This is a genomic window from Chelatococcus reniformis, assembly GCF_014640075.1.
GTDB lineage: Bacteria > Pseudomonadota > Alphaproteobacteria > Rhizobiales > Beijerinckiaceae > Camelimonas > Camelimonas reniformis.
The window spans coordinates 586692-608010 of sequence record NZ_BMGG01000004.1; the positions used below are offsets into that span (position 1 = coordinate 586692).

The 21319-nt window shown below is 68.3% G+C and carries 20 protein-coding genes; 17 read left to right on the forward strand and 3 right to left on the reverse strand.

Going from position 1 to position 21319, the window contains the following annotated elements; all coding sequences use genetic code 11:
• The first annotated feature begins 426 nt into the window (after positions 1-426).
• The 9 genes from IEW34_RS30520 (at position 427) to lpxK (ending at position 8696) form a co-directional block, all read left to right on the forward strand.
• Positions 427-867, forward strand: a complete 441-nt coding sequence (locus tag IEW34_RS30520; protein ID WP_244641964.1) for a hypothetical protein — start codon at positions 427-429, stop codon at positions 865-867.
• Positions 864-1841, forward strand: coding sequence for a 4-hydroxybenzoate octaprenyltransferase (gene ubiA / locus IEW34_RS30525; RefSeq protein WP_373288247.1), 978 nt, complete (start codon positions 864-866; stop codon positions 1839-1841). The genes IEW34_RS30520 and ubiA overlap by 4 nt, the downstream gene beginning before the upstream one ends.
• A gap of 215 nt (positions 1842-2056) precedes the next feature.
• Positions 2057-2914 (forward strand): inositol monophosphatase family protein, encoded by an 858-nt coding sequence (locus tag IEW34_RS13675; protein WP_244641965.1) that lies wholly within the window; start codon positions 2057-2059, stop codon positions 2912-2914.
• Positions 2915-3019: 105 nt separating this feature from the next.
• Entirely contained in the window at positions 3020-3259 is a 240-nt protein-coding gene (locus tag IEW34_RS13680) for a DUF4170 domain-containing protein (RefSeq protein ID WP_188609724.1), read from the forward strand.
• A 186-nt stretch (positions 3260-3445) separates the two neighbouring features.
• Positions 3446-4396: a protein-methionine-sulfoxide reductase catalytic subunit MsrP gene (gene msrP / locus IEW34_RS13685; RefSeq protein WP_244641966.1), complete on the forward strand. Its 951-nt coding sequence runs from the start codon at positions 3446-3448 to the stop codon at positions 4394-4396.
• 62 nt (positions 4397-4458) lie between these two features.
• Entirely contained in the window at positions 4459-5046 is a 588-nt protein-coding gene (msrQ, locus tag IEW34_RS13690; RefSeq protein ID WP_188609804.1) for a protein-methionine-sulfoxide reductase heme-binding subunit MsrQ, read from the forward strand.
• Between the two features lie 394 nt (positions 5047-5440).
• Positions 5441-6193, forward strand: coding sequence for a lysophospholipid acyltransferase family protein (locus IEW34_RS13695; RefSeq protein WP_188609726.1), 753 nt, complete (start codon positions 5441-5443; stop codon positions 6191-6193).
• Entirely contained in the window at positions 6190-7479 is a 1290-nt protein-coding gene (locus IEW34_RS13700) for a 3-deoxy-D-manno-octulosonic acid transferase (RefSeq protein WP_188609727.1), read from the forward strand. Before IEW34_RS13695 ends, IEW34_RS13700 begins: the two co-directional genes overlap by 4 nt.
• A 206-nt stretch (positions 7480-7685) precedes the next feature.
• Positions 7686-8696 carry a tetraacyldisaccharide 4'-kinase gene (gene lpxK, locus IEW34_RS13705; RefSeq protein ID WP_188609728.1) on the forward strand — a complete coding sequence of 337 codons (1011 nt, stop codon included), beginning with the start codon at positions 7686-7688 and terminating at the stop codon, positions 8694-8696.
• A gap of 35 nt (positions 8697-8731) precedes the next feature.
• On the opposite strand, the gene IEW34_RS13710 is transcribed toward lpxK, so the two are convergent.
• Positions 8732-8962, reverse strand: a complete 231-nt coding sequence (locus IEW34_RS13710) for a DUF2093 domain-containing protein (protein ID WP_188609729.1) — start codon at positions 8960-8962, stop codon at positions 8732-8734.
• A gap of 92 nt (positions 8963-9054) precedes the next feature.
• Positions 9055-9852: an IclR family transcriptional regulator domain-containing protein gene (locus tag IEW34_RS13715; RefSeq protein ID WP_188609730.1), complete on the reverse strand. Its 798-nt coding sequence runs from the start codon at positions 9850-9852 to the stop codon at positions 9055-9057.
• Between the two features lie 563 nt (positions 9853-10415).
• Here IEW34_RS13715 and IEW34_RS13720 point away from each other — a divergent pair.
• From IEW34_RS13720 to IEW34_RS13750, 7 genes are all read left to right on the forward strand, one after another.
• Positions 10416-11774, forward strand: coding sequence for an aromatic ring-hydroxylating dioxygenase subunit alpha (locus tag IEW34_RS13720; RefSeq protein ID WP_188609731.1), 1359 nt, complete (start codon positions 10416-10418; stop codon positions 11772-11774).
• An 11-nt stretch (positions 11775-11785) separates the two neighbouring features.
• On the forward strand, positions 11786-13234 hold the full coding sequence (locus tag IEW34_RS13725; protein ID WP_188609732.1) for a glutamine synthetase family protein: 1449 nt from the start codon (positions 11786-11788) through the stop codon (positions 13232-13234).
• A gap of 150 nt (positions 13235-13384) precedes the next feature.
• Entirely contained in the window at positions 13385-14560 is a 1176-nt protein-coding gene (locus IEW34_RS13730) for an ABC transporter substrate-binding protein (protein ID WP_188609733.1), read from the forward strand.
• A gap of 81 nt (positions 14561-14641) precedes the next feature.
• Entirely contained in the window at positions 14642-15514 is an 873-nt protein-coding gene (locus IEW34_RS13735; RefSeq protein ID WP_188609734.1) for a branched-chain amino acid ABC transporter permease, read from the forward strand.
• Positions 15511-16515: a branched-chain amino acid ABC transporter permease gene (locus IEW34_RS13740; protein WP_188609735.1), complete on the forward strand. Its 1005-nt coding sequence runs from the start codon at positions 15511-15513 to the stop codon at positions 16513-16515. Before IEW34_RS13735 ends, IEW34_RS13740 begins: the two co-directional genes overlap by 4 nt.
• Positions 16512-17276, forward strand: a complete 765-nt coding sequence (locus tag IEW34_RS13745; protein ID WP_188609736.1) for an ABC transporter ATP-binding protein — start codon at positions 16512-16514, stop codon at positions 17274-17276. The genes IEW34_RS13740 and IEW34_RS13745 overlap by 4 nt, the downstream gene beginning before the upstream one ends.
• The gene (locus IEW34_RS13750; protein WP_188609737.1) at positions 17257-17970 is read left to right on the forward strand and encodes an ABC transporter ATP-binding protein; all 714 of its coding nucleotides are present in this window, start codon (positions 17257-17259) and stop codon (positions 17968-17970) included. Before IEW34_RS13745 ends, IEW34_RS13750 begins: the two co-directional genes overlap by 20 nt.
• 83 nt (positions 17971-18053) lie before the next feature.
• Here the strand turns inward: IEW34_RS13750 and xseA are convergent, their stop codons facing one another.
• The gene (gene xseA, locus IEW34_RS13755) at positions 18054-19640 is read right to left on the reverse strand and encodes an exodeoxyribonuclease VII large subunit (protein WP_244641967.1); all 1587 of its coding nucleotides are present in this window, start codon (positions 19638-19640) and stop codon (positions 18054-18056) included.
• Between the two features lie 196 nt (positions 19641-19836).
• Between xseA and serA the strand changes: the two genes are divergently transcribed.
• On the forward strand, positions 19837-21075 hold the full coding sequence (gene serA / locus IEW34_RS13760) for a phosphoglycerate dehydrogenase (protein WP_188609739.1): 1239 nt from the start codon (positions 19837-19839) through the stop codon (positions 21073-21075).
• Positions 21076-21319: the final 244 nt, after the last annotated feature.

Genomic DNA, 21319 nt, shown 5'->3' on the forward strand with positions numbered 1-21319 from the left:
GGCGCGGTCGCCCCGGGGCTGATCCTTCGGCACGGGCTCGCTCCTCGGCTCTGGTGGTAATGGTCGATATCTGCTGAAATGCCGCGAAATGCGATATGCGACGCGGTCGGCCTGGATCGCCCGTGCCGATCGCGTGGAGCCACCGATCGGATGATGCCATCCGATTGGGGAAATGCTCTCGCGGCCGGCGTGGGCTCCCGTCCGCGACCTTCTGGCGACATCCGGATCGTGCGGGAGTTTGCCACAATTATGCTATAGCCGCGGTGACGGCCATCACCGCCATTGTTTAGAGATGACGTGAACGCTGGCGGGCTCGCGGCGCGAAGGCGCCGCGGGGAGCCGGCGAGAGACAGACGAGGTTCGCGTATGACTTCCTCCGCATGGCGCCCGTGGGTCGCCAGGGCAACTGCCGGGGTCGTGCTGGCCATGGCGGCCGCCGCACCGGTGACCGCTTATGCTCAGGCCGCCGCGCCGGGGTGCGAGAAGATCCGTGGCTATCTGGAAGAGCGCAAGAATCTTGTCGGCCGCATCCAGGGCATGAGCAAGGGCGGCAAGAAGCTGGATGCCCGCAAGGCGTGCGGCATCTTCGGCCAGCTCGCCAACAACGGCGTCACCATGATCAAGTGGCTCGAATCGAACAAAGCCTGGTGCCAGATCCCGGACCAGTTCATCGGCGGCATCAAGCAAGACAACGTGAAGGCCGTGACCATCCGGGGGCAGGCCTGCAAGGTCGCCGCCCAGATGGAGACCATGGAGAAGCGCGCGCGCCAGCAGGCTGCCCAGGGTGGTGGCGCCGGCGGCCCGAGCGGTCCGCTCGGTGGCCCCGGGCTCACCGGCGAAATCAAGATTCCACAGGGCGCTCTGTGAGCGGCAAGAGGCCAGGCGCCGGCGCCGACCTCAACCCGTCCGGCGCCGCGTCGCCTGCTCTGCCCGACGCTGCGGCAGGCCATTGGGTGGACACGCTCGCGCCGCCACAGCTGCGGCCCTATCTCAGGCTGGCGCGCATCGATCGGCCGATCGGGTGGTGGCTGCTGCTGCTGCCCTGCTGGTGGTCGGCGGCAGCCGCCGCCGTCGCGGCCGGACGGGCGACGCCCGATCTCGGGCATCTGGCGCTGTTCCTCGGCGGCGCCGTGGCCATGCGCGGTGCCGGCTCGACCTACAACGACATCGTCGATCGCAAGCTCGACGCCCAAGTGGCGCGTACGCGGGGGCGGCCGCTGCCCTCGGGCCAGGTCGGCGTGCGGCAGGCGACCGCGTTCCTGGGCCTGCTCGCGCTGATCGGCCTCGTAGTACTGCTGCAGTTCAACGGCTTCGCCGTCGCTCTCGGCCTGGCCTCGCTCGCCATCGTCGCCGTCTATCCCTTCATGAAGCGCATCACCTCGATGCCGCAGCTGGTGCTCGGGCTCGCGTTCGCCTGGGGCGGGCTGATGGGGTGGGCAGCGGCCTTCGGCGATCTCGCTTGGCCGGCGCTGCTGATCTATGCGGCCGCGGTGACGTGGACCATCGCCTACGACACCATCTATGCCATCCAGGACCTGGAGGATGACGAGGTCGTCGGCATTAAATCGTCGGCCCGCTGGTTCGGCGCGCACACGCGGCTGGCGGTCGGCCTGCTGTTTGCCGCGACCGTGGCGATGCTGCTGGCCGCGCTGCCGTCGATCCGGGCCGGCGTCGTCGGTTATCTCGGGCTGGCGGGCTTTGCCGCCCATCTCGCCTGGCAGGTGCGCAACATCGATACGAGCGATCCGCGGCGCGCCCTCATGCTGTTTCGGTCCAACCGCGACGCCGGGCTCATCCTGTTTGCGGGCCTGTGCCTCGATGCGCTGGTGCGCGCCGGGTGAGGCGCGTCGGCTCCGGGCATCGGCCTCGTCCATGATGAGGACACAGAGCCGGCTCATGGCGCGCGACGAACGCCCGCCGCGTGCCGGCGGGACTGCCGCCCGCGCAATGACGCGGGCTTGAACAGGGCTGCAGACACCCTTCCCGAGCGGATGGCCCCGATCGGGAAGCCCGCCAGCCGCTCACGCCACAGCTTCCGCGGTCACGCGGCCATCCCTTGAGGTCTTCGATTCCAGCCTTCGCATCCGACACCCTCGACCTGAACCACACCGTCCGCGGCCTGCTGCATCGTGCGGCGCGCGAGGCTGCCGCCATCGCACTCGCGGATTTCCGCCCGGGCGCCGAGACCAGCGCCCGCGTGCGCACCAAGCATGGCGGCTCGCCGGTGAGCGATGCCGACCTGGCGGTGGACCGGTACCTCCGGCAGGTGCTCAGCCAAGGCCTGCCCCAGGCCGGATGGCTATCGGAGGAGAGCGCCGACGACCGGGCGCGGCTCGATGAGCGCCTGTGCTGGGTCGTGGATCCGATCGACGGCACCCGCGCCTTCATCGCCGGCGAGCGCAGCTGGACCATCTGCATCGCGCTCGTCGCCGACGGCCGGCCGGTCGTCGGCGTCGTCTATGCGCCCGCCCTCGATCTGTTCTACGAGGCGTCGGAGGGGGAGGGCGCGCTGCTCAACGGCCAGGCGATCGCCGCCTCCACCCGGGAGCAGCTTGCCGGCGCGCGCGTCGCCGGCCCAAAGGGACTGCTCGACATGGTCGAGCGCGAGGCGGGCACCCTGGTGCGGCTGCCGCGCATACCGTCGCTCGCCCTGCGCCTCGCCCGCGTCGGTGAGGGAGAGGTCGACGCGGGCCTCGTCTCCGCGAGCGCTTCGGACTGGGATATCGCCGCCGCCGATCTGATCATCCACGAGGCGGGCGGCCGGCTGAGCACGCTCGAGGGCCGCCGGCCCATCTATAACCTGCATGCGCCCGAGCACGAGGTGCTCGTCGCCAGCGGCACAGCGCTCCACGCCGGGACTCTCGCGACGCTCAACGCGGCGATGGGGCGCGGCGCCGCCGGCCGTAAAAATTGAGGCGTCGGCAGCCGCCGACATGCAGCCGTCGAAAAGAGTCGGCATCGCTCTTGCTCCCGGCAGCCTCGCCGCTGGCACGACGAAGCTTGGAAATCGAGGGCTCACATGACGACGACAAAGCCGACCCAACTGCTGCATCTCGTGTTCGGCGGGGAACTGACGCACCTCGACGGCACCGAGTTCCGTGATCTGAGCAAGCTCGACATCGTCGGCATGTACCCCAACTACGCCTCCGCCTTCGCGGCCTGGAAGGCCAAGGCGCAAGGGACGGTGGACAACGCCCACATGCGCTACTTCATTGTCCACCTGCACCGGCTGATCGATCCGGAAGCGCCGGGCAGCTGAGGTGGCCGATCGGCCATGTCGCTCCGCACGATGTGATCGCGGCGGGCCGTCGTCGGAGCTCGACGGTTGCACCCGATGTAACCATTTGCCGTGCGGCGGCGAATGAGAGCTGTGGAATTGGAGGCGACGGTGCGCGCCGAGCGCGGCCCCCTCCGATTCGCCAGCGCACGCTCCAGGAGGCCTGCAATGCATATGACCGGCAGAGATCCACGACGGGAGGACCGCGTCGCCTCGTCGGAGATCACGCCCGCAGCGGCCGTCCTCGATCGCCGCAGCCTGATCGCCGGAGCGGCAGCTGCGGCGATGCTGCCGGCTGCTGCCTGGGCCGACGTGCTGCGGGCGGCGGCCAGCCGGTTCTCGACCGACGAGAAGCAGACCTCGCGGCAGGACGCGACGAGCTACAACAATTTCTATGAGTTCGGGACCGACAAGGGCGATCCGGCCACCTATGCGGGGGCGCTCGTCACCAAGCCATGGACGGTCAGGGTCGACGGCCTCGTGGACAAGCCGGCCGACTACGCGCTGGACGACCTCATCAAGCCCTTCGCGCTGGAGGAGCGGATCTACCGCCATCGCTGCGTCGAAGGCTGGTCGATGGTGATTCCCTGGTTGGGCTTCCCGCTGGCCGAGGTGATCAGGCGGGCCGAGCCGTCGAGCGCGGCCAAGTTCGTGGCTTTCCAGACGCTCATGCGACCGGAGCAGATGCGCGGCCAGCGCGGCTTCCTGCCGGTGCTGGATTGGCCTTACGTGGAGGGCCTGCGCGTCGACGAGGCCATGCACCCGCTGACCATCCTGGCGGTCGGCATGTATGGAGAGACGCTCCCCAATCAGAACGGCGCGCCTCTGCGCCTCGTGGTGCCATGGAAGTATGGGTTCAAGGGCATCAAGTCGATCGTGCGCATTAGCCTCGTCGACAAGGAGCCGCCGACCTCCTGGAACCGCCAGGCGCCGAGCGAGTACGGCTTCTACTCCAACGTCAACCCGGCGGTCGACCATCCGCGCTGGAGCCAGGCGACGGAGCGGCGCATCGGCGACGGCGGCTTGTTCGCCAAGCGACGGCCCACCCTGCCGTTCAACGGCTACGGCGAGCAGGTGGCGGGCCTCTACGCCGGCATGGATCTCAAGACGTACTTCTGATGGCCGCACCCGTGTCCGCCGCCCGGCCGCCGGCTGGCGGCTCCACCCGCTCATGGGCGCCGATGGTGCCCCGCTGGACCGTCTATGTCGCGGGCCTGATTCCAGCTGCGTGGGCGCTGGGGCTCGGCCTCAACGACGCCCTCGGCGCCGAACCGATCAAGGAGCTCGAGCACCTGCTCGGCCTGTGGGCCCTGCGCTTCCTCCTGGCCGCCCTGGCCGTTACGCCGCTTCGGCAACTGACCGGGGTCAACCTGCTGCGCTATCGCCGGGCCCTCGGCCTGCTGGCCTTCTACTATGCCGCCCTGCACCTTGCCGTCTATCTGCTCCTCGACCAGGGGCTGGATGCCGGGGCGATCGCCGCCGATGTGCTGAAGCGGCCCTACATCACCGTCGGCTTTGCAAGCTTCCTCGTGCTGTTGCCGCTGGCGGCGACGTCGACCAACGGCATGATTCGCCGTCTCGGCGGCCGCGCATGGGCGCGGCTGCATCGCTTCGTCTACCTGGCGGCCGCGCTGGCCGCCCTGCACTTCGTACTGGTGGTCAAGTCCTGGCCCGCCGAGCCGCTCATCTACGCCGCCGCATGCGCCGCACTGCTCGCCTCGCGGGCCTATCCAGCCGCCGCCGCGGCGCGCCGGGGGCCGCGGACGTGAGCGCATCGGCCGCTCGCGGACGGCCGACGGGTCGCCCCGGTTGCCGGTGCTTGCTTTTTGGGACAGGGTCGGCGATTCCTGTGCCGACATTCGGCGGCGCGCGGCCGTGGCGTCGGACCGCGTAGGCCGATCGCACTTCAGCTTGACTGCAGGTTCGCGCGCCCCGTCCGGACCTGGCCGCCGCCAGCCGCACTCTTGCCAGAGATTACGGTCCCGGCCCTGGATCAGCCGCATCCAAGGTCGCCGTGGTCCAGGGAGCCGTTCGATGCCTCACGCATTCCGGGCCGCGCAGGCCGCTTTCAGTGCCGTTCGAGGCCTGGCTGCGATGCGCGCGACGCCGTCACAATCCGGACATGTTCGACTCGCTTCGTGCCGGTGATCCGGCGAATTGTCCATGAGCATCGTCAAGCGCATCGGTCGGTCACGCCCCGTCCAGGAAAGTCTGGGCTTTCTGCTGGCCCGCTATCTCCGCCTCGTTCAGGCCACCAACAGGTTCGTGCTCGATCCCCCTGACATCTACGACCGTGTGGGCCCTCGCATGCCGGTCATCGCCGCCATGTGGCACGGTCAGCACTTCATGATCAGCTTCGGCAAGCGGCCGCAGGACCCGGCGGCCGCCCTCGTGTCGCGCTCCGGGGATGGGGAGTTCAACGCCATCGCGCTCGGGCATTTGGGCGTTCGCGCCATCCGCGGCTCGGGCTCGCGGCGCACTCAGGTGCGCGAAAAGGGGGGCGCGCGGGCGCTGCTTCACATGAAGAAGGCGCTGGACGGCGGCGAGATGGTGGTGATGACCGCCGACGTGCCCAAAGTGTCGCGGCGCTGCGGCATGGGCATCGTGACGCTTGCGCGCCTGTCCGGCCGGCCGATCGCGCCGGTCGCGGTGGTGACCAGCCGCCGCATCGATTTCAACAGCTGGGATCACGCCTCGATCGGCCTGCCGTTCGGGCGCGGTGCGATCGTCATCGCCGAGCCGATCGATGTGCCGGCGGATGCCGATGGGGCGGCCATGGAGCGCCTGCGCCAGGCCGTGGAGGACGGGCTCGATGCCGTCCATGCCCGCGCCTATGCCCTGGTCGGCGCCGCCGATCCAGGGGCCAAGCAGCAGGCGCGGACGGTGGGCGATGTGGTGTTGGAGCGCTCGGCATGATCGAGCCGCCCTTCGCGCTCCGTCTCTATCGCTCCGGCATGGCCGCGCTCGAGCCGTTGGCCATGGGCATCCTCATGTACCGCAAGCGGCGCGGCAAGGAGGATCCGGTGCGCATTCCGGAGCGGCGGGGGCACGCCGGCGTGCTGCGCCCGCAGGGCCGGATCGCCTGGTTGCACGGCGCCAGCGTCGGCGAATCGATCTCGATCCTGCCGATCATCGAGCGTTTGACGCGGCGCGGCTTCACCGTGCTGGTGACCACAGGGACGCGCTCCTCCGCCAAGGTGCTGGCCACCCGCCTGCCGCCTGGCGCCTTTCATCAGTTCGTGCCGCTTGACGTGCCGCGCTACGTGCGGCGCTTCCTCGACTATTGGACGCCGAACCTGGCGCTCATCGCCGAGTCCGAGATCTGGCCGAACATGATCATGGAGCTGGAGGAGCGGTCCATTCCACTGATCGTGGTCAATGGTCGCATGTCGGAGCGCTCGTTCCGCCGCTGGCAGAAGATGCCGCTGACGGCGCGGGCGATCCTGGAGCGGATCGACATCTGCCTCACCCAGACCAAGGCCGATGCGGAGCGCGTGGCCCGGCTCGGCGCGCCCCGCGTCACGGTCGCCGGCAATCTGAAGTTCGACGCGCCCGCGCCCCCGGCCGATGCCGCCACCCTGGCGATGCTCTCGGGCTTGATCAGCGGCCGTCCGGTGTGGATGGCGGCGAGCACCCATGGTGCCGAGGACGAGGTGGTGTGCGCCGTTCACCGTAGCCTGGCCGGGCGCTTCCCCAAGCTGCTGACTTTCCTTGCGCCCCGTCATCCCGAGCGCGGCGAACACGTGGCCGCGGTCGCCGCCGCGGAGGGCCTCAAGGTGGTGCGCCGCTCCTCCGGCCGGCCGCCGGGGCCGGATACGGATGTCTACGTCGTCGACAGTATCGGCGAGCTCGGCCTCTACTACCGTCTGGCGCCGGTGGTCCTGATGGGCGGATCTCTGGTTCCCCACGGCGGTCAGAACCCGATCGAGCCGGCCAAGCTCGGCACCGCCATCCTGCATGGCCCCCACGTCCACAACTTCGCCGACGTCTACGCGGCGCTGGACCGGGCGGACGGGGCCCTGCCGGTATCCGATGGCGAAACGCTCGCGCTCGCCGTTGCCGCGCTGCTGAGGGACCATGCCCGCGTGCGTGCCATGGCGCGCGCGGCGACCGCCATCGTCGAGCAGCACGGCGGCGCCCTGGAGCGGACCCTCCTCGCTATCGAGCCCTATATTCTGCAGATGGATCTCGAGCGGCTCTAGAGCCTTTCTGTGTATCTTCGTTTTCTTCACGCGAACCGGCGTCCACTTCGCTCGAAAACGCTCTAGGGATACTGGCGCAGAAATGCTCATGATTCTTTGAATTGGAGCGCGATGATCTTTCGTTCAAGCAGCAATGGGCTCCGGCGCATCGGTGTGGGCCTGATCCCATCCAGGTGCCGACGTTCCCGCTTGAGGATCATGGCCTAGTGCGGGCGCCCTCGTTCTGGTGGAACGAGCGGCCGAGCCTGCTTGCCCAGCTGTTGGCGCCGGCCGGCGCCGTCTATGGCTTCGTCACCGCACGGCGCATGGAGCGCCGCGGTGAGACGGTCGGGGTGCCGGTGATCTGTGTCGGCAATTTCGTGGCCGGCGGCGCGGGCAAGACACCGGCGGCGATCGCCATCGCCGGCCGGCTCGCCGCTGCAGGCGAGCGGCCCATGTTCGTGACGCGCGGCTACGGCGGGACGGCGGCCGGGCCGCTGCTGGTCGATCCGCAGACGCACACCGCGGTCGAGGTGGGCGACGAGCCGCTGCTGCTGGCGCGCGCCGCGCCCACGGTGGTCGCCCGCGACCGCGTGCGCGGCGCGCGCTTGGCGGCGAGCCTTGGGGCAAGCATCGTCGTCCTCGACGACGGGCTTCAAAATCCCGGCCTGACCAAGACCCTCGCGCTCGCCGTCGTCGATGGCGAGACCGGCGTCGGCAACGGCCTGCCGTTGCCCGCCGGGCCGCTGCGGGCCTCGGTCGGCGCGCAGCTTCCCCATGTCGACGCGGTCGTGCTCATCGGCGAGGGGGCGGCGGGCGAGCGCCTCGCCGAGCGGGCCGCCGCCGCCGGCAAGCCGGTCTGCCGCGGGCGACTGAGGCCGGACGCCGCCGCGCTCGCCGCGCTCGAGGGCGCGCGGGTGCTCGCCTTCGCCGGCATCGGCCGCCCTCAGAAATTCTTCAGGACTCTGGCCCAATCCGGTGTGCTAGTGGAGGAGCGCGTGGCGTTCCCCGATCATCATGCCTTCGGCCGCGGCGAGGTGGCCGACATGATCAAGCGCGCCGATGCACGCGGCCTTGTCCTCGTCACCACAGAGAAGGACGCCGTGCGCCTCGCCGGTGTCTCGGACTTGGCCGCCACCCGGGGCCGGGTGAAGACGCTCCCCGTGACGCTCGAGGTGGACGATGCGGCCGCGCTCGACCGGCTGCTGACCCGGGCGCTTGCCGGCAGCGGCGCGTAGCGGCGTCGTCGCGTCGACTGGGCGCGTGGAGCTTCTCAGGCGTCGCCGGCACCGAGCTTGAGGCCGCGGCGCATAAGCACGGCGTCCGGCGAGGCGTAAGCCTCCTGCAGGTCGACGCTCCAGTAGCGCAGCCCGTCGAGCGGAATGGCTACGCCGGTCACGGCGCAGCGCACGAACGACCCCGGCCGCACGATGCGGTATTCCACAGGGCCGTACTCGAGGACGGCTTCGCCCTGTCCAAAGCCATCGGTATCATGCCGGTTCATGGCGCACTTCTAGAGCATGTTGGGTGAAACTGGCTACCGGTTTTGAAGGAACGTGCGCCGACGTCCGCGCCGGCGCGGGAGACGCAACCCGCTCAAAGCAGGAGCGGGCCTATGCTTGCAGATGCGCTTTGCAGCATCGGCAGGTAGCGGTCGATCATGTCGCCGGTGGAAATCCGGTCGACATGGGCCCCTATGTTGATGGCGGCTACGATCACGTCGTCGTAGCGACGAACGGGCACCGCGATCGAGCGGAAACCATCCTCCGCCTCCTGATCGACCAGGGAATAGCCTTTACTTCGATCGGTGATGACCGTCGCCAGCAGGAGCTGCTTGTCGACGATGGTCAGCGGCGTCGCCTTGACCGGCTCCAGCGCATCAATCGTTCGTGCCAGCTCTTCATTGGAGAGGCCGCCCAGCAGCACCCGGCCAACCGATGTGCAATACGCCGGCAACCGATAGCCGATCTCCAGACCTGAAGAGAAAACGCGCGCCGGGCTGGCCCGCGCCACGAAGACGGCCTCGCCACCATCGAGGATCGCTAGCGAGCATACCTCTCTGGCCTGGCTCGCCAGGCGGTCCATGGCCGGCTGCATCACCGCGACGATCTGGTTGGAGGACAGGTAAGCCGACGCGAGCGTGAGGACGCGCGGCAGCAGCTGGAAGAGCTTGCCATCCCCGCTGACGAACCCGGCACGCTCGAGTGTGAACAGGATGCGCCGCGCGGTGGCGCGCGGCAAATTGGCGGCTTTGGCGACGTCGCTCAGCGTCATTTGTCGGTGCTCGGCCCCAAACACCTGCAGCACCCGCAAGCCCCGATCGAGACTCTCAATGAAATTCGGGTCTTCCCTTCTGGCTTCCTCTTCCTCCGCTGTGCGGTTCAGTCTGGGCATGCGTACTTGGCCGTTCCTCGGGAGATTTCGCCCACCACTGGCCACCACAGCACAGTTCGAGCCCACGACGCCAGCACGCCCGACAGGCCGGCGCGTTCACGGTCGGCAGATCGATGTGCGCGGGCACCCAAGCGTGCGCCGCGGCCCCGAGCCATTCGTCCTCGTCGCTGCTCGCCTGCGCCATCAGGGCGCGTGCGCCACGTCGACGTGGACGCAGGAGGACAACGGAGGGTCCCTCGTCGACACCGAAACAACCGGTGTACGAACATATGTGCGCTGATGTTTGCGCGCAAGTCAGCGAGCAATGACTGACGCCTGATCGGGTTGTCGGCGTATGGCGTCGGTAAAGTGACTGGAAATCGGGCGCACGGCGCGCGAAAAATACACTTGATCTGGAATTGATCGAATATACAATCGTACAAATGTTCGTACAGCGAACATTTGGCTAACCGGAACGTATGCTCGCAAGCGAGGGGGTCGTTGGCGACCCGGCTGCATCCGTTGTTATCCGACCCGACGGCGACGCCGGCTTCGCCTGCAAAGTCCAGAGGAGGAACGCCGCCATGATAAGCCAGCAGCAGAACGATCTGATCACGCGGATCGGGCCTGTGGATCCTGCGGGAAAGCTGATGCGGGCGTACTGGCAGCCGGCGGCCCTCATCGACGAGCTGGACGGCCCTCGGCCGGTCAAGGCGGTCAAGCTGCTCGGCGAGCATTTCGTGCTGTTCCGCGACGAAGCGGGGCGCTATGGGCTGATGGACCGTGACTGCCCGCACCGGGGCGCCGATCTCGCGTTCGGCCGGCTCGAGAACGGCGGCCTGCGCTGCGCCTTCCACGGCTGGCTGTTCGACGCCAACGGCAATTGCCTGGAGACTCCGGCCGAGCCGATCGGCTCGAACCTGTGCAGGAACGTCAAGCAGCGTGCATTCCCGGTCGTGGAGCGCAGCGGCATCCTGTGGGCCTATCTCGGTGCCGGCGAGCCGCCCGCGTTTCCCGAACTCGACTGCTTCGTTGCGCCCGACGCATACACCTTCGCCTTCAAAGGCTTGATCGAGTGCAACTGGCTGCAGGCGCTCGAGGTCGGCATCGACCCCGCTCACGCTTCGTTCCTGCATCGGTTTTTCGAGGACGAGGATACGGCTCAGTCGTACGGCAAGCAGTTCCGCGGCGCCTCGGCCGACAGCGACCTGCCCATGACGCGGATCCTGCGCGAATATGACCGGCCGATCATCAACGTGGAGCGCACCGAATACGGCTTGCGCCTGATCGCGCTGCGCCAGATCGATGAGGAGCGCACGCACGTGCGCGTCACCAACCAGCTGTTCCCGCACGGTTTCGTCATCCCGATGAGCACGGAGATGACGATCACCCAGTGGCACGTGCCGGTCGATGACACGCATTGCTATTGGTATGCGGTCTTCACCAGCTATGCTCGGCCGGTCGACAAGCAGACGATGCGCGAGCAGCGGCTGCAGCTCTACGAGCTTCCGCACTACACGTCGCGCCGCAACAAGGCCAACGACTACGGCTTCGACCCGCACGAGCAGGCCACGGAGACCTACACGGGCATGGGTGTCGACATCAACGTCCACGACCAATGGGCGGTGGAGTCCATGGGCCCGATCCAGGACCGCACCCGCGAGCACCTGGGGCAGTCGGACAAGGCCATCATCCAATACCGTCGCCTGCTGCGTCAGGAGATCGAAAAGGCAGTTGCCGGCGACAAGCCGCTGCTGGTCCTCGACCAGGCGCATGCGCGCAGCATCCAGGGGCCTGCAACCATGGACGGCATCGGCCCGACGCGCGGTTGGGAGACCTATTGGATGGAGGTGGACGTCAAGCGTCGCCGCGGCGCGCCCTGGGCAGCGCCGGTGCCGGCGGAGATCGCGGCGAAAGTGCCCCACCTCTCCGCCGCCGAATAGCGGGCCAGGCGATGGACGCAACATCGCGCTTTGTCGTGCGACATGGGCTTTGGTCTGCCGAGCAGCACGAGGCGGCTGTCCGGCTGCGACGCACGGTCGAGGCGCAGGATCTCGATACCATACGCCTGTCGTTTCCCGATCAGCACGGCATCCTGCGCGGCAAGACGCTGGTGGCGAGCGAGGCGCTGAACGCGCTCGACAGCGGCTGCGCCATCACCACGACCATGCTGGCCAAGGACACCTCGCATCGCACCGTATTCCCGGTGTTCACGCCGGGCGGCGGCTTCGGCATGCGCGAGATGCAGGGAGCGGCCGATGTCCTGATGGTGCCCGATCCGACGACGTTCCGGGTGCTGCCGTGGTCGCCGCGGACGGGCTGGGTCCTGTGCGACATCTATTTCGCCGACGGCCGTCCGGTGCCCTTCGCCACACGCAATCTCTACCGGTCCGTGCTCGGCGGCCTGGCCGATCGCGGCTACGACTTCGTGGCGGGCCTGGAGGTCGAGTTCCACGTCTTCAGGATCGAGAATATGCGCATGGCCCCCGCCGACGCGGGCCAGCCCGGCGCGCCGCCCGACGTCAGCCTGCTGTCGCATGGCTACCAATACCTCACCGAGCAGCGCTACGACCAGATGGAGCCGGTGCTGGAGCTCATCCGGCGCGATATCGTCGCGCTCGACCTGCCGCTGCGGTCGATCGAGGTCGAGTTCGGTCCGAGCCAGTGCGAGTTCACCTTCCAGCCGACCGTCGGGCTCGCTCCCGCCGATACGATGGTGCTGTTCCGCAGCGCCGTGAAGCAGATCTGCCGCCGTCACGGCTATCACGCGACCTTCATGTGCCGGCCGCGGATCCCACATGTGATGTCCTCGGGCTGGCACCTTCATCAGTCCCTCGTCGCGCGCACCAGCGGCGCGAACGTCTTCATGGCGGGCGAGGGGGGCGAGGCGCTGTCGCCGCTCGGGCGCGGCTATCTGGCCGGGCTGCTGGAGCACGCACGGGCAGCGACGGTGTTCACGACGCCGACGATCAACGGCTACAAGCGCTACCGCACCTACTCGCTGGCGCCGGACCGCGCCATCTGGGGCCGCGACAATCGCGGCGTGATGATCCGCGTGCTCGGCGGCCCGGGCGATGCCGCGACGCGCCTCGAGAACCGCGTCGGCGAGCCGGCGGCCAACCCCTACCTCTACATGGCCACTCAGATCCTCTCCGGCCTCGATGGCGTCGACCGCGGCCTCGATCCCGGTCCTTCGGCCGACACGCCCTACGAGACGACGGCCAATCCGCTGCCGAAGACGCTGCGGGAGGCCGTGTTCGCGCTGAGCGACGATCCGTTCTTCAGAAGGACCATGGGCGCCGCGTTCGTCGACTATTACGTGCACATCAAGCACGCGGAGATCGAGCGCTTCCAGGCCGAGGTGACGGAATGGGAGCAGCGCGAATACTTCGAGATGTTCTGATGCGCCGGCGCATGGTCTCGGTTTGCCCCGGTCCTCCATCGAGACAGCGCCATTTGCGCCAGATAGTAACAAGGAAGGGATGGATGCCCGGATAAAGTCCGGGCATGACGACAGGGCGGCGGATCGTGCAGCGAACAAAGGGGAACTGAGATGATCAAATCGTCCACACTGCTGTGCATGCTGGCCGCCGTCGGCCTGCTCGGCGGCCCGGCTGCGGCCGATACGATCAAGGTCGGCGTGATCGGCACCATGTCCGGCCCCTACGCGCTGTTCGGCAAGAACTTCAAGATGGGGATCGATGCTTGGGTGGCCCAGCACGGTAGCAAGGTCGGCAGCCACGAGGTCGAGTTCATCTATCGCGACGAGGAGGCGCCAAACCCGGCCAAGTCCAAGGCGATCGCCCAGGAACTGCTGGTCAAGGACAAGGTCCAGTATCTCGCCGGCGTCTACTTCACACCCAATGCCATGGCCGTCGCGCCGCTGCTGGAGCAGGCCAAGGTCCCGCTCATCGTCATGAACGCGGCGACGTCGTCGATCGTGGAGAAGAGCCCCTTCATCGCCCGCACCTCCTTCACCATGTGGCAGAACACGGTGCCGGCCGCAAAGGTCGCCAGGGAGAGGGGCGCCAGCAAGGTTGCCATCGCCGTCACCGACTATGGCCCCGGCATCGATGCGGAGGCCGCTTTCAAGAAGACCTTCGAGGCCGGCGGCGGCACCATCGTCGAGGCGGTTCGCATGCCGCTCAACACCACCGACTTCAGCCCGATCATGCAGCGGATCAAGGATTCCGGCGCCGACACCATCTTCACCTTCCTGCCCGCCGGGCCGCCGACCCTGGCGTTCGTCAAGGCCTACATCGACAACGGCCTCAAGGCGGGGGGCATCAAGCTGATGTCGACGGGGGATGTCGTCACCGAGCCCGATTTGCCGAACATCGGTGATGCGGGCTTGGGCATTCTCTCGACCTATCACTACGCCGTCTCGCACGACTCACCCGAGAATAAGGCGTTCCTCGACCAGCTCGTAAAGAGTGGCGGCAAGCTGGACGAGGTGACGATGACGGCGGTCGCCGCCTATGACGGCGCGCGGCTGATCTACAAGATGATCGAGGCGACCGATGGCAAGCAGGATCCGGACAAAGCCATCGCGGCCGTGAAGAATCTCAAATGGATGAGCCCGCGCGGCCCCGTGTCGATCGACCCCGAGACGCGGCACATCCGTCAGAACGTCTATCTGCGCGAGGTGGCCAAACGGGACGGCAAGCTGGAGAACAAGGAGGTCCAAACGTTCGAGGCGCAGCCGGACTGGGCGCTCAGCAAGCAATAGGGGACGTGCCCCCTCGCTTCCGACCGGCGCCCGGACAGGACGTGACATCGGTGGGCATGCCGGCCGCACGAGGATGACGCCTTGCGCACCATACTGAGCATTGCCGTCGACGCGCTCGCCTACGGGATGGTGCTCTTCATCATTTCGATCGGCCTGTCGATCATGATGGGCCTGATGCGGGTGGTGAACCTGGCCCACGGCGCCTTCGCCATGATCGGCGGCTATCTTGCGTCTTATGCGGTACGCAGCTGGGGCCTCAGCTATGGGTTCGCAATCGTGCTCGCCGTCATCGGCACGATCGTCATCGCGCTTCCGTTGGAGCGGCTCCTGTTCCGACGCATCTACCGCAAGTCGGACGCGCTGCCCCAATTGTTGCTGACCATCGGCATCACCTTCCTCGTCATCGGCATCGTGAACTTCATCTTCGGGCCGACGCTCAAGCCTGTTCCGCTGCCCGGCGTCCTCAGCGGGCCCTTCGACATCGGCTTTCGCATGTTGCCGACGCACCGGCTGTTCGTCATCGCCTGCGGCGCGATCACCGCCGCGGCACTGTGGTATCTGCTGGAGCGCACGGATTTCGGGGTCCGGCTGCGGGCGGCGGTCGACAACGGCGACATGGCCGAGGCGCTCGGTATCCGCACCGAGCTCATCTATCTCGCCACCTTCGCGCTCGCCGTGGGCCTGGCCGCGTTCGGTGGCATCGTCGGCGCCGAACTGCTGCCCATCGAACCATTCTATGCGTTGCGCTACATGGTCGTCTTTCTCGTCGTCGTCTCGGTCGGCGGCGCCGGATCGATCACCGGCGCGCTCGCCGCCTCGCTTCTGCTCGGGCTCGCCGACACCACCGGCAAGTATCTTGCCCCCGAGTTTGGCGAGTTCTTCTTCTACCTTGCGGTGATCGTCATCGTGTTCCTGTTCCCACACGGGTTGCTCGGCCGCGGAGCGCTGCGATGACGATCGCCTCGGCACGGCCTGCACCAGCCTCGAGGCTCAAGGTTCGTCCCGCGGCCGAAGCGCGCGGCGTCCTCGTCATCATCGCGTTGGGGCTGGTCGGCTATTTCGTGTTTCCCGACGACCTCGCCTTCCTGACGCGGCTGATCACCATCGCCCTTCTGGTCATCTCGCTCGATCTGGTCACGGGCTACTGCGGCGTGGCAACGCTCGGCCAAGCGGCCATGTTCGGGGTCGGCGCCTATGCGGTCGGCAACGCCTGCCTGGCCGGGCTGACCGATCCGGTCATGCTTCTCTTCGTCGGCATGGCAGCCGGCGCGGCGGCCGGGCTCGCATCGGGGGCGCTGATCACGCGCTTCCATGGCCTGCCGCAGCTTGTCCTGTCGATCGCGCTGGGCCAGTTGGTCGGCGCGCTCGCCAACAAGCTCTCCGGCTGGACCGGCGGCAGCGACGGCTTATCGGGCATCACGCCCTCTCCGGTCCTCGGCCTGTTCGCGTTCGATCTCTATAGCCGCACCGCCTACGTCTTCTCGCTCGTCGTGCTGGCGCTCGTCTTCGCCCTGTTGCTGCGCTTCATGCGCTCGCCGTTCGGGCTCCTCTGCCGCGGCATCCGCGACGACGCGCTGCGGGCGCGGATGATCGGCGCCGCCGTCTATCCGCGTCTCGTCATCATGTATGGTCTGTCCGGTGCGGTCGCCGGCATCGGCGGAGCGCTGGCGGCGATCACCACCGGCGTGGTCGGCCTGGACAGCGTCAGCTTCGAGCGCTCGGCGGAGGCCTTGGTGATGCTGGTGCTCGGCGGGACCGGCACCCTGTGGGGGGCGCTCACCGGGGCGCTCGTCTTTCAGATCTTCGAGCACTTCGTCGCCGCGACCAATCCCTTCCACTGGATGAGCATGGTCGGGTTGCTGCTGATCGTCATCGTCGTGTTCGCGCCACGTGGCCTGGCGCACGGCGCGGCCGTGCTCTGGGCGCGGCTTCGGGTCCGGGGAGCTGCGCCATGACCGATCGGCTGGCGCTCCACGGGGTCTTCAAGTCCTTCGGCGGCTTGCACGTGAATTCCGACGTGTCGTTCGCGCTGAAGGCCGGCGACCGCGTCGCACTGATCGGCCCGAATGGTGCGGGCAAGACCACCCTCGTCAACATCATCTCGGGCGACTTGCGGCCGACGGCCGGGCGCGTGCTGTTCGAAGGGGCGGATGTCACTCGCCTCCCCATCGCCGAGCGGAGCCGCCGCGGGCTGGCGCGCACGTTCCAGATCTCGCGGCTGTTCGCCAGCCTGACCGCCGGCGAGAATGTATCCCTCGCGGTCATGCAGCGTCGTGGCCTGACGCGCCGGGTTCTGTCCGCCACCGCCGATATGGCCGACGTGCACACCGAGTGCATCGAGCTGCTCGAAACCCTCGGCATCGCGGATCTGGCGGCTTTGCCGGTCGGTCAGCTCGCCTACGGCCAGCAGCGGCTTCTGGAACTGGCGATCGGCATCGCCCTCAAGCCCAAGGTGCTGCTCCTCGACGAACCCGCGGCGGGCGTTCCCCATGAAGAAACGCCGAAAATTCTCGGCGCGATCGACCGCCTGCCTCCCGATATCGCCGTGCTCATGATCGAGCACGACATGGATCTCGTGTTTCGCTTCGCCAGGCGTGTCCTCGTGCTGGCGGGTGGCCGCCTGATCTTCGAGGGCACACCCGCCGAGGCGAGCTTGGACGAGGATGTGCGCCGCGCCTATCTGGGGAGCTATGCCGATGCCCGCCGCACGGCTTGAGGTCAGAAACCTGTGCGCCGGCTACGGCCCCACGCGGATCATTTCGGATATGACGTTCCAGGCGGCCGCCGGCGAGCGGCTCGCCATTCTGGGCCGGAACGGCATGGGCAAGACCACCCTGCTCGCGACCCTCATGGGGATCGCCACCCAGCAGGGCGGCCGCATCGTCTTTGGCGACAGCGACGTGACCGGCCTGGCCACATCCCTGCGGGCGCGGCTCGGTGCCGGCTATGTGCCGCAGAACCGCGATATCTTTCCGTCGCTGACGGTCGAGGAGAATCTATCGGCCGGGCTGAAGGGGCGCCCGCGCGCGGCGCTCGATGAGGCCTATGTCCTGTTTCCCCGTCTCGCCGAACGGCGCCGCCACTTCGGCCTGCAACTGTCCGGAGGCGAGCAGCAGATGCTCGCCATGGCGCGGACCCTGTTGGGGCATCCGTCGATCCTGCTGCTCGACGAGCCGCTTGAAGGCCTGGCGCCGGTGATCTGCGACGAGCTCATGGAGGCTATCACGCAACTGGGAACCGGCGGCCATGTCACGGTCCTGCTCGTTGAACAGCAGATCGAGCGGGCGCTCGATTTCGCTGACCGTGTCCTCGTGCTCGAGCGCGGCCGCGCGGCCTGGCAGGGCCCCGCCGCTGGCCTGAGATCGGACCGCGCGCTGGTCGAGCGCCTCCTCGGTGTCGGCGTCCACTGACGGCGCGTAGCTTCGACGTTCGCCCGACGATCATAGCGACCGGGTGATTCCACCCACTCGTGAAAGCTCGCATCTAGTCTAGATTAGAGGTCCAACATCGGCGCCTCGGCAGTGCTGGGGCTCGTCGCCGCGGGCTTGCGCCGCGCCGAACCGCCAGCCGTGGCGGCGACCGTGCCATCGGCAAACTGCAGCTCGAGCGCCATGGCGGGGGCGATCGACGCAGCTGCCCGCAGCGGCCGGCCCTTGCCATCGCGCACGAGGGCGAAGCCGCGCGCCAGCACGCCGCGATAGCTCAGCGACCGCATCATCTGGTCGAGGCCGGAGAGGCGATGCGCCCGGCGCTCCTGGGCGGCCCGCCAGCACGCGGTGAGCTGCCGGCCGGCTCGGGCGAGGGTGAGCTGGCGAGCGGCGAGCCGTTCGCGCTCTGCCGTCACGTGATTGAGGCGGGTCCGGGCCAGCCGATCGCCGAGCGCGCCCAGCGTCTGCCGCCGCTCCAGCACAAGACGTTGCAGCAGGGCCGGATCGAGGCGCTCGATGCGAGCGTCGAAGCGAGCCCGGCGGGCCCGCAGCTCGGCCCGCGGCGAATGGCCCGCCAGCACCGTGGCCGCCCGGGCGATGCGCCGGTGGGCGCCGTCGAGCACCCGTGCCAGCAGTCCGTCGAGCCGCGCCCCGGTCAGATCCAGGTGCTGCCGGGGCGGTGCCAGCACGGCGTCGCGTCGCGGCAGCGCTCGCGCCAGGGCGTCCAGGCGCTCGCGCCGTCGTTCGCCGTGCCGCTGCACGCCGCCGGCCTGCCGCCGCGCCAGGTCGGCGATGGCGGCGACCAGGTCGAGGCGAACCGGCACGATCTTCTCAGCCGCCCCGGTGGGTGTCGGGCAACGCAGGTCTGCCGCGTGATCGATGAGCGTCCAGTCGGTCTCGTGGCCGACGGCCGAGACCAGGGGGATGGCGCTGCGTGCCGCCGCGCGCACCACGATCTCTTCGTTGAAGCCCCAGAGATCCTCCAGCGAGCCGCCGCCGCGGGCGACGACGATGACATCCGGCCGCCGGATCGGTCCGCCTTCGGCGAGCGCCCCGAAGCCGTCGATGGCCGCGGCCACCTCCGCCGCGCAGCTCTCGCCTTGGACTCGCACGGGCCACACCAGCACATGGCGCGGGAAGCGGTCCGCCAGACGGTGGAGGATATCGCGAATAACGGCGCCGGTCGGCGAGGTGATCACGCCGATGGTCCGCGGCAGAAAGGGAATGGGCCGTTTGCGCGCCTCGGCGAACAGTCCCTCGGCGGCGAGCTTGCGGCGCCGCTCCTCCAGGATGGCCATCAGCGCGCCGAGGCCGGCCGGCTCGATGGTCTCGACCACGATCTGGTACTTCGACTGGCCGGGGAAGGTGGTGATGCGGCCGGTGGCGATCACCTCCAGACCGTCCTGCGGCTTGACCTTGAGCTTGGCGTAGGCGGACTTCCAGATGACGGCGTCGATCTTGGCCCCTTCGTCCTTGAGCGAGAAATAGCAGTGGCCGGAGCCGTGCTGGCCACGGTAGCCGCTGATCTCGCCCTTGAGGCGCACGTAACCGAACTGGTCTTCCAGGGCGCGCTTCAGGGCGCCGGACAGGCTCGAGACCGTCCATTCCTGGAGGTTCGACGGGGCCGCAGGCTCGGACAGGAGTGATGCCATGTGCCTCAAGGTAGCCATTGTTGGGGCGCGGAAAAAGGCACGCCGGCCGGCGCTGCACAGGATCCGGCCCCGCGCCGCGCGCGGCGGAGGGGGCGCTGCGGCCGCGCGGCGGCTTCACACCCCGCCGGCAGCCGACTAGATCATCGTCGCCGGCCGCCGAGGAGCGCGTCGCGATCGACGAGCGAACGAGGTCCCCATGTCCCAGCCTCTCTCCCTTGCCAAGGATAAGATCCGCGTCCTGCTGCTGGAGGGCATCAACGACAGCGCGGTCGAGCTCATGCGTTCGGCCGGCTACACCAACCTGGAGCGGTTGGCCAAGGCGCTCGACGGTGATGCGCTGAAGGCGGCGCTGCAAGGCGTCCACCTGCTCGGCATCCGCTCGCGCACCCAGATGACCGAGCCGATGTTCCAGGCCGCCGACCGGCTGATCGCGGTCGGCTGCTTCAGCGTGGGCACCAACCAGGTCGATCTGGACGCGGCGCAGCGGCGGGGGATCCCGGTCTTCAACGCGCCCTTCTCCAACACCCGCAGCGTGGCCGAGCTGGTGATCGGCGAGATCATCATGCTGATGCGGCGAATCGCGCCGCGCTCGCGCGCCGCCCACGCGGGCGGCTGGGACAAATCGGCGACGGCCAGCTTCGAGGTGCGCGGCAAAACGCTCGGCATCGTCGGCTACGGCAACATCGGCAGCCAGCTGTCGAACCTGGCCGAGGCCATGGGCATGCGGGTCGTCTTCTACGACGTCACCGACAAGCTCCGCCATGGCAACACGGAGCCGGTGGACAGCCTGGAGACGCTGCTCGCCATCAGCGACGTGGTGAGCCTGCATGTGCCCGACACGCTGGCCACACGCGGCATGATCGGCGAGGCGCAGATTCGCGGCATGAAGCCCGGCGCCTATCTGATCAACAATGCGCGGGGCCACGTTGTCGATCTCGAAGCGCTGGCCGCCGCGGTGCGCGATGGGCACCTGGCCGGCACCGCGATCGACGTGTTCCCACGCGAACCGGGCTCCAACGCCGAGCAGTTCAGCACGCCGCTGCAGGGTCTCGACAACGTCATCCTCACGCCGCACGTCGGCGGCTCCACGGTCGAGGCGCAGGAGCGCATCGGCACCGAAGTCGCCCGCAAGCTGCTCGACTATTCCGACGTGGGCTCCACCGTGGGCGCCGTCAACTTCCCACAGGTGCAGCTGCCCACGCGGCCGACCGGCACGCGCTTCATCCACGTGCATCGCAACGTTCCCGGCATACTCTTGAAGTTGAACGAGGTGTTCTCAGCCCGCGGGCTCAACATCGCGGCGCAGTATCTGCAGACCGACGGTGAGATCGGCTACGTCGTGATCGAGGCCGAGGGTCTGCGCGAATCGACCCAGGAGGTGCTGGACGACATCCGGGCCATCGATGGAACGCTGCGGGCTCGCCTCCTGTATTGACGGCACCCGTTGGCTCGGCGGCGCGTCTTGCCTTGCCGCTTTAGTTGATCAAGGCTGGCCCGCCGTGGCGATTCGGTCGAACAGGGCGGGCAGGTGCACGGTTGGTTGCGGTTGGGCTGGTCGGGGAGGCGACTGCGCCCGATGACCGGTGACGAGCGGTTGCCTGCGCGCCGTGCGCGGGCTTTTGCGAGCGCATGCCGACATGCCGATCGATCGAAAACACCGCTCGGAGATAACCGAGCCA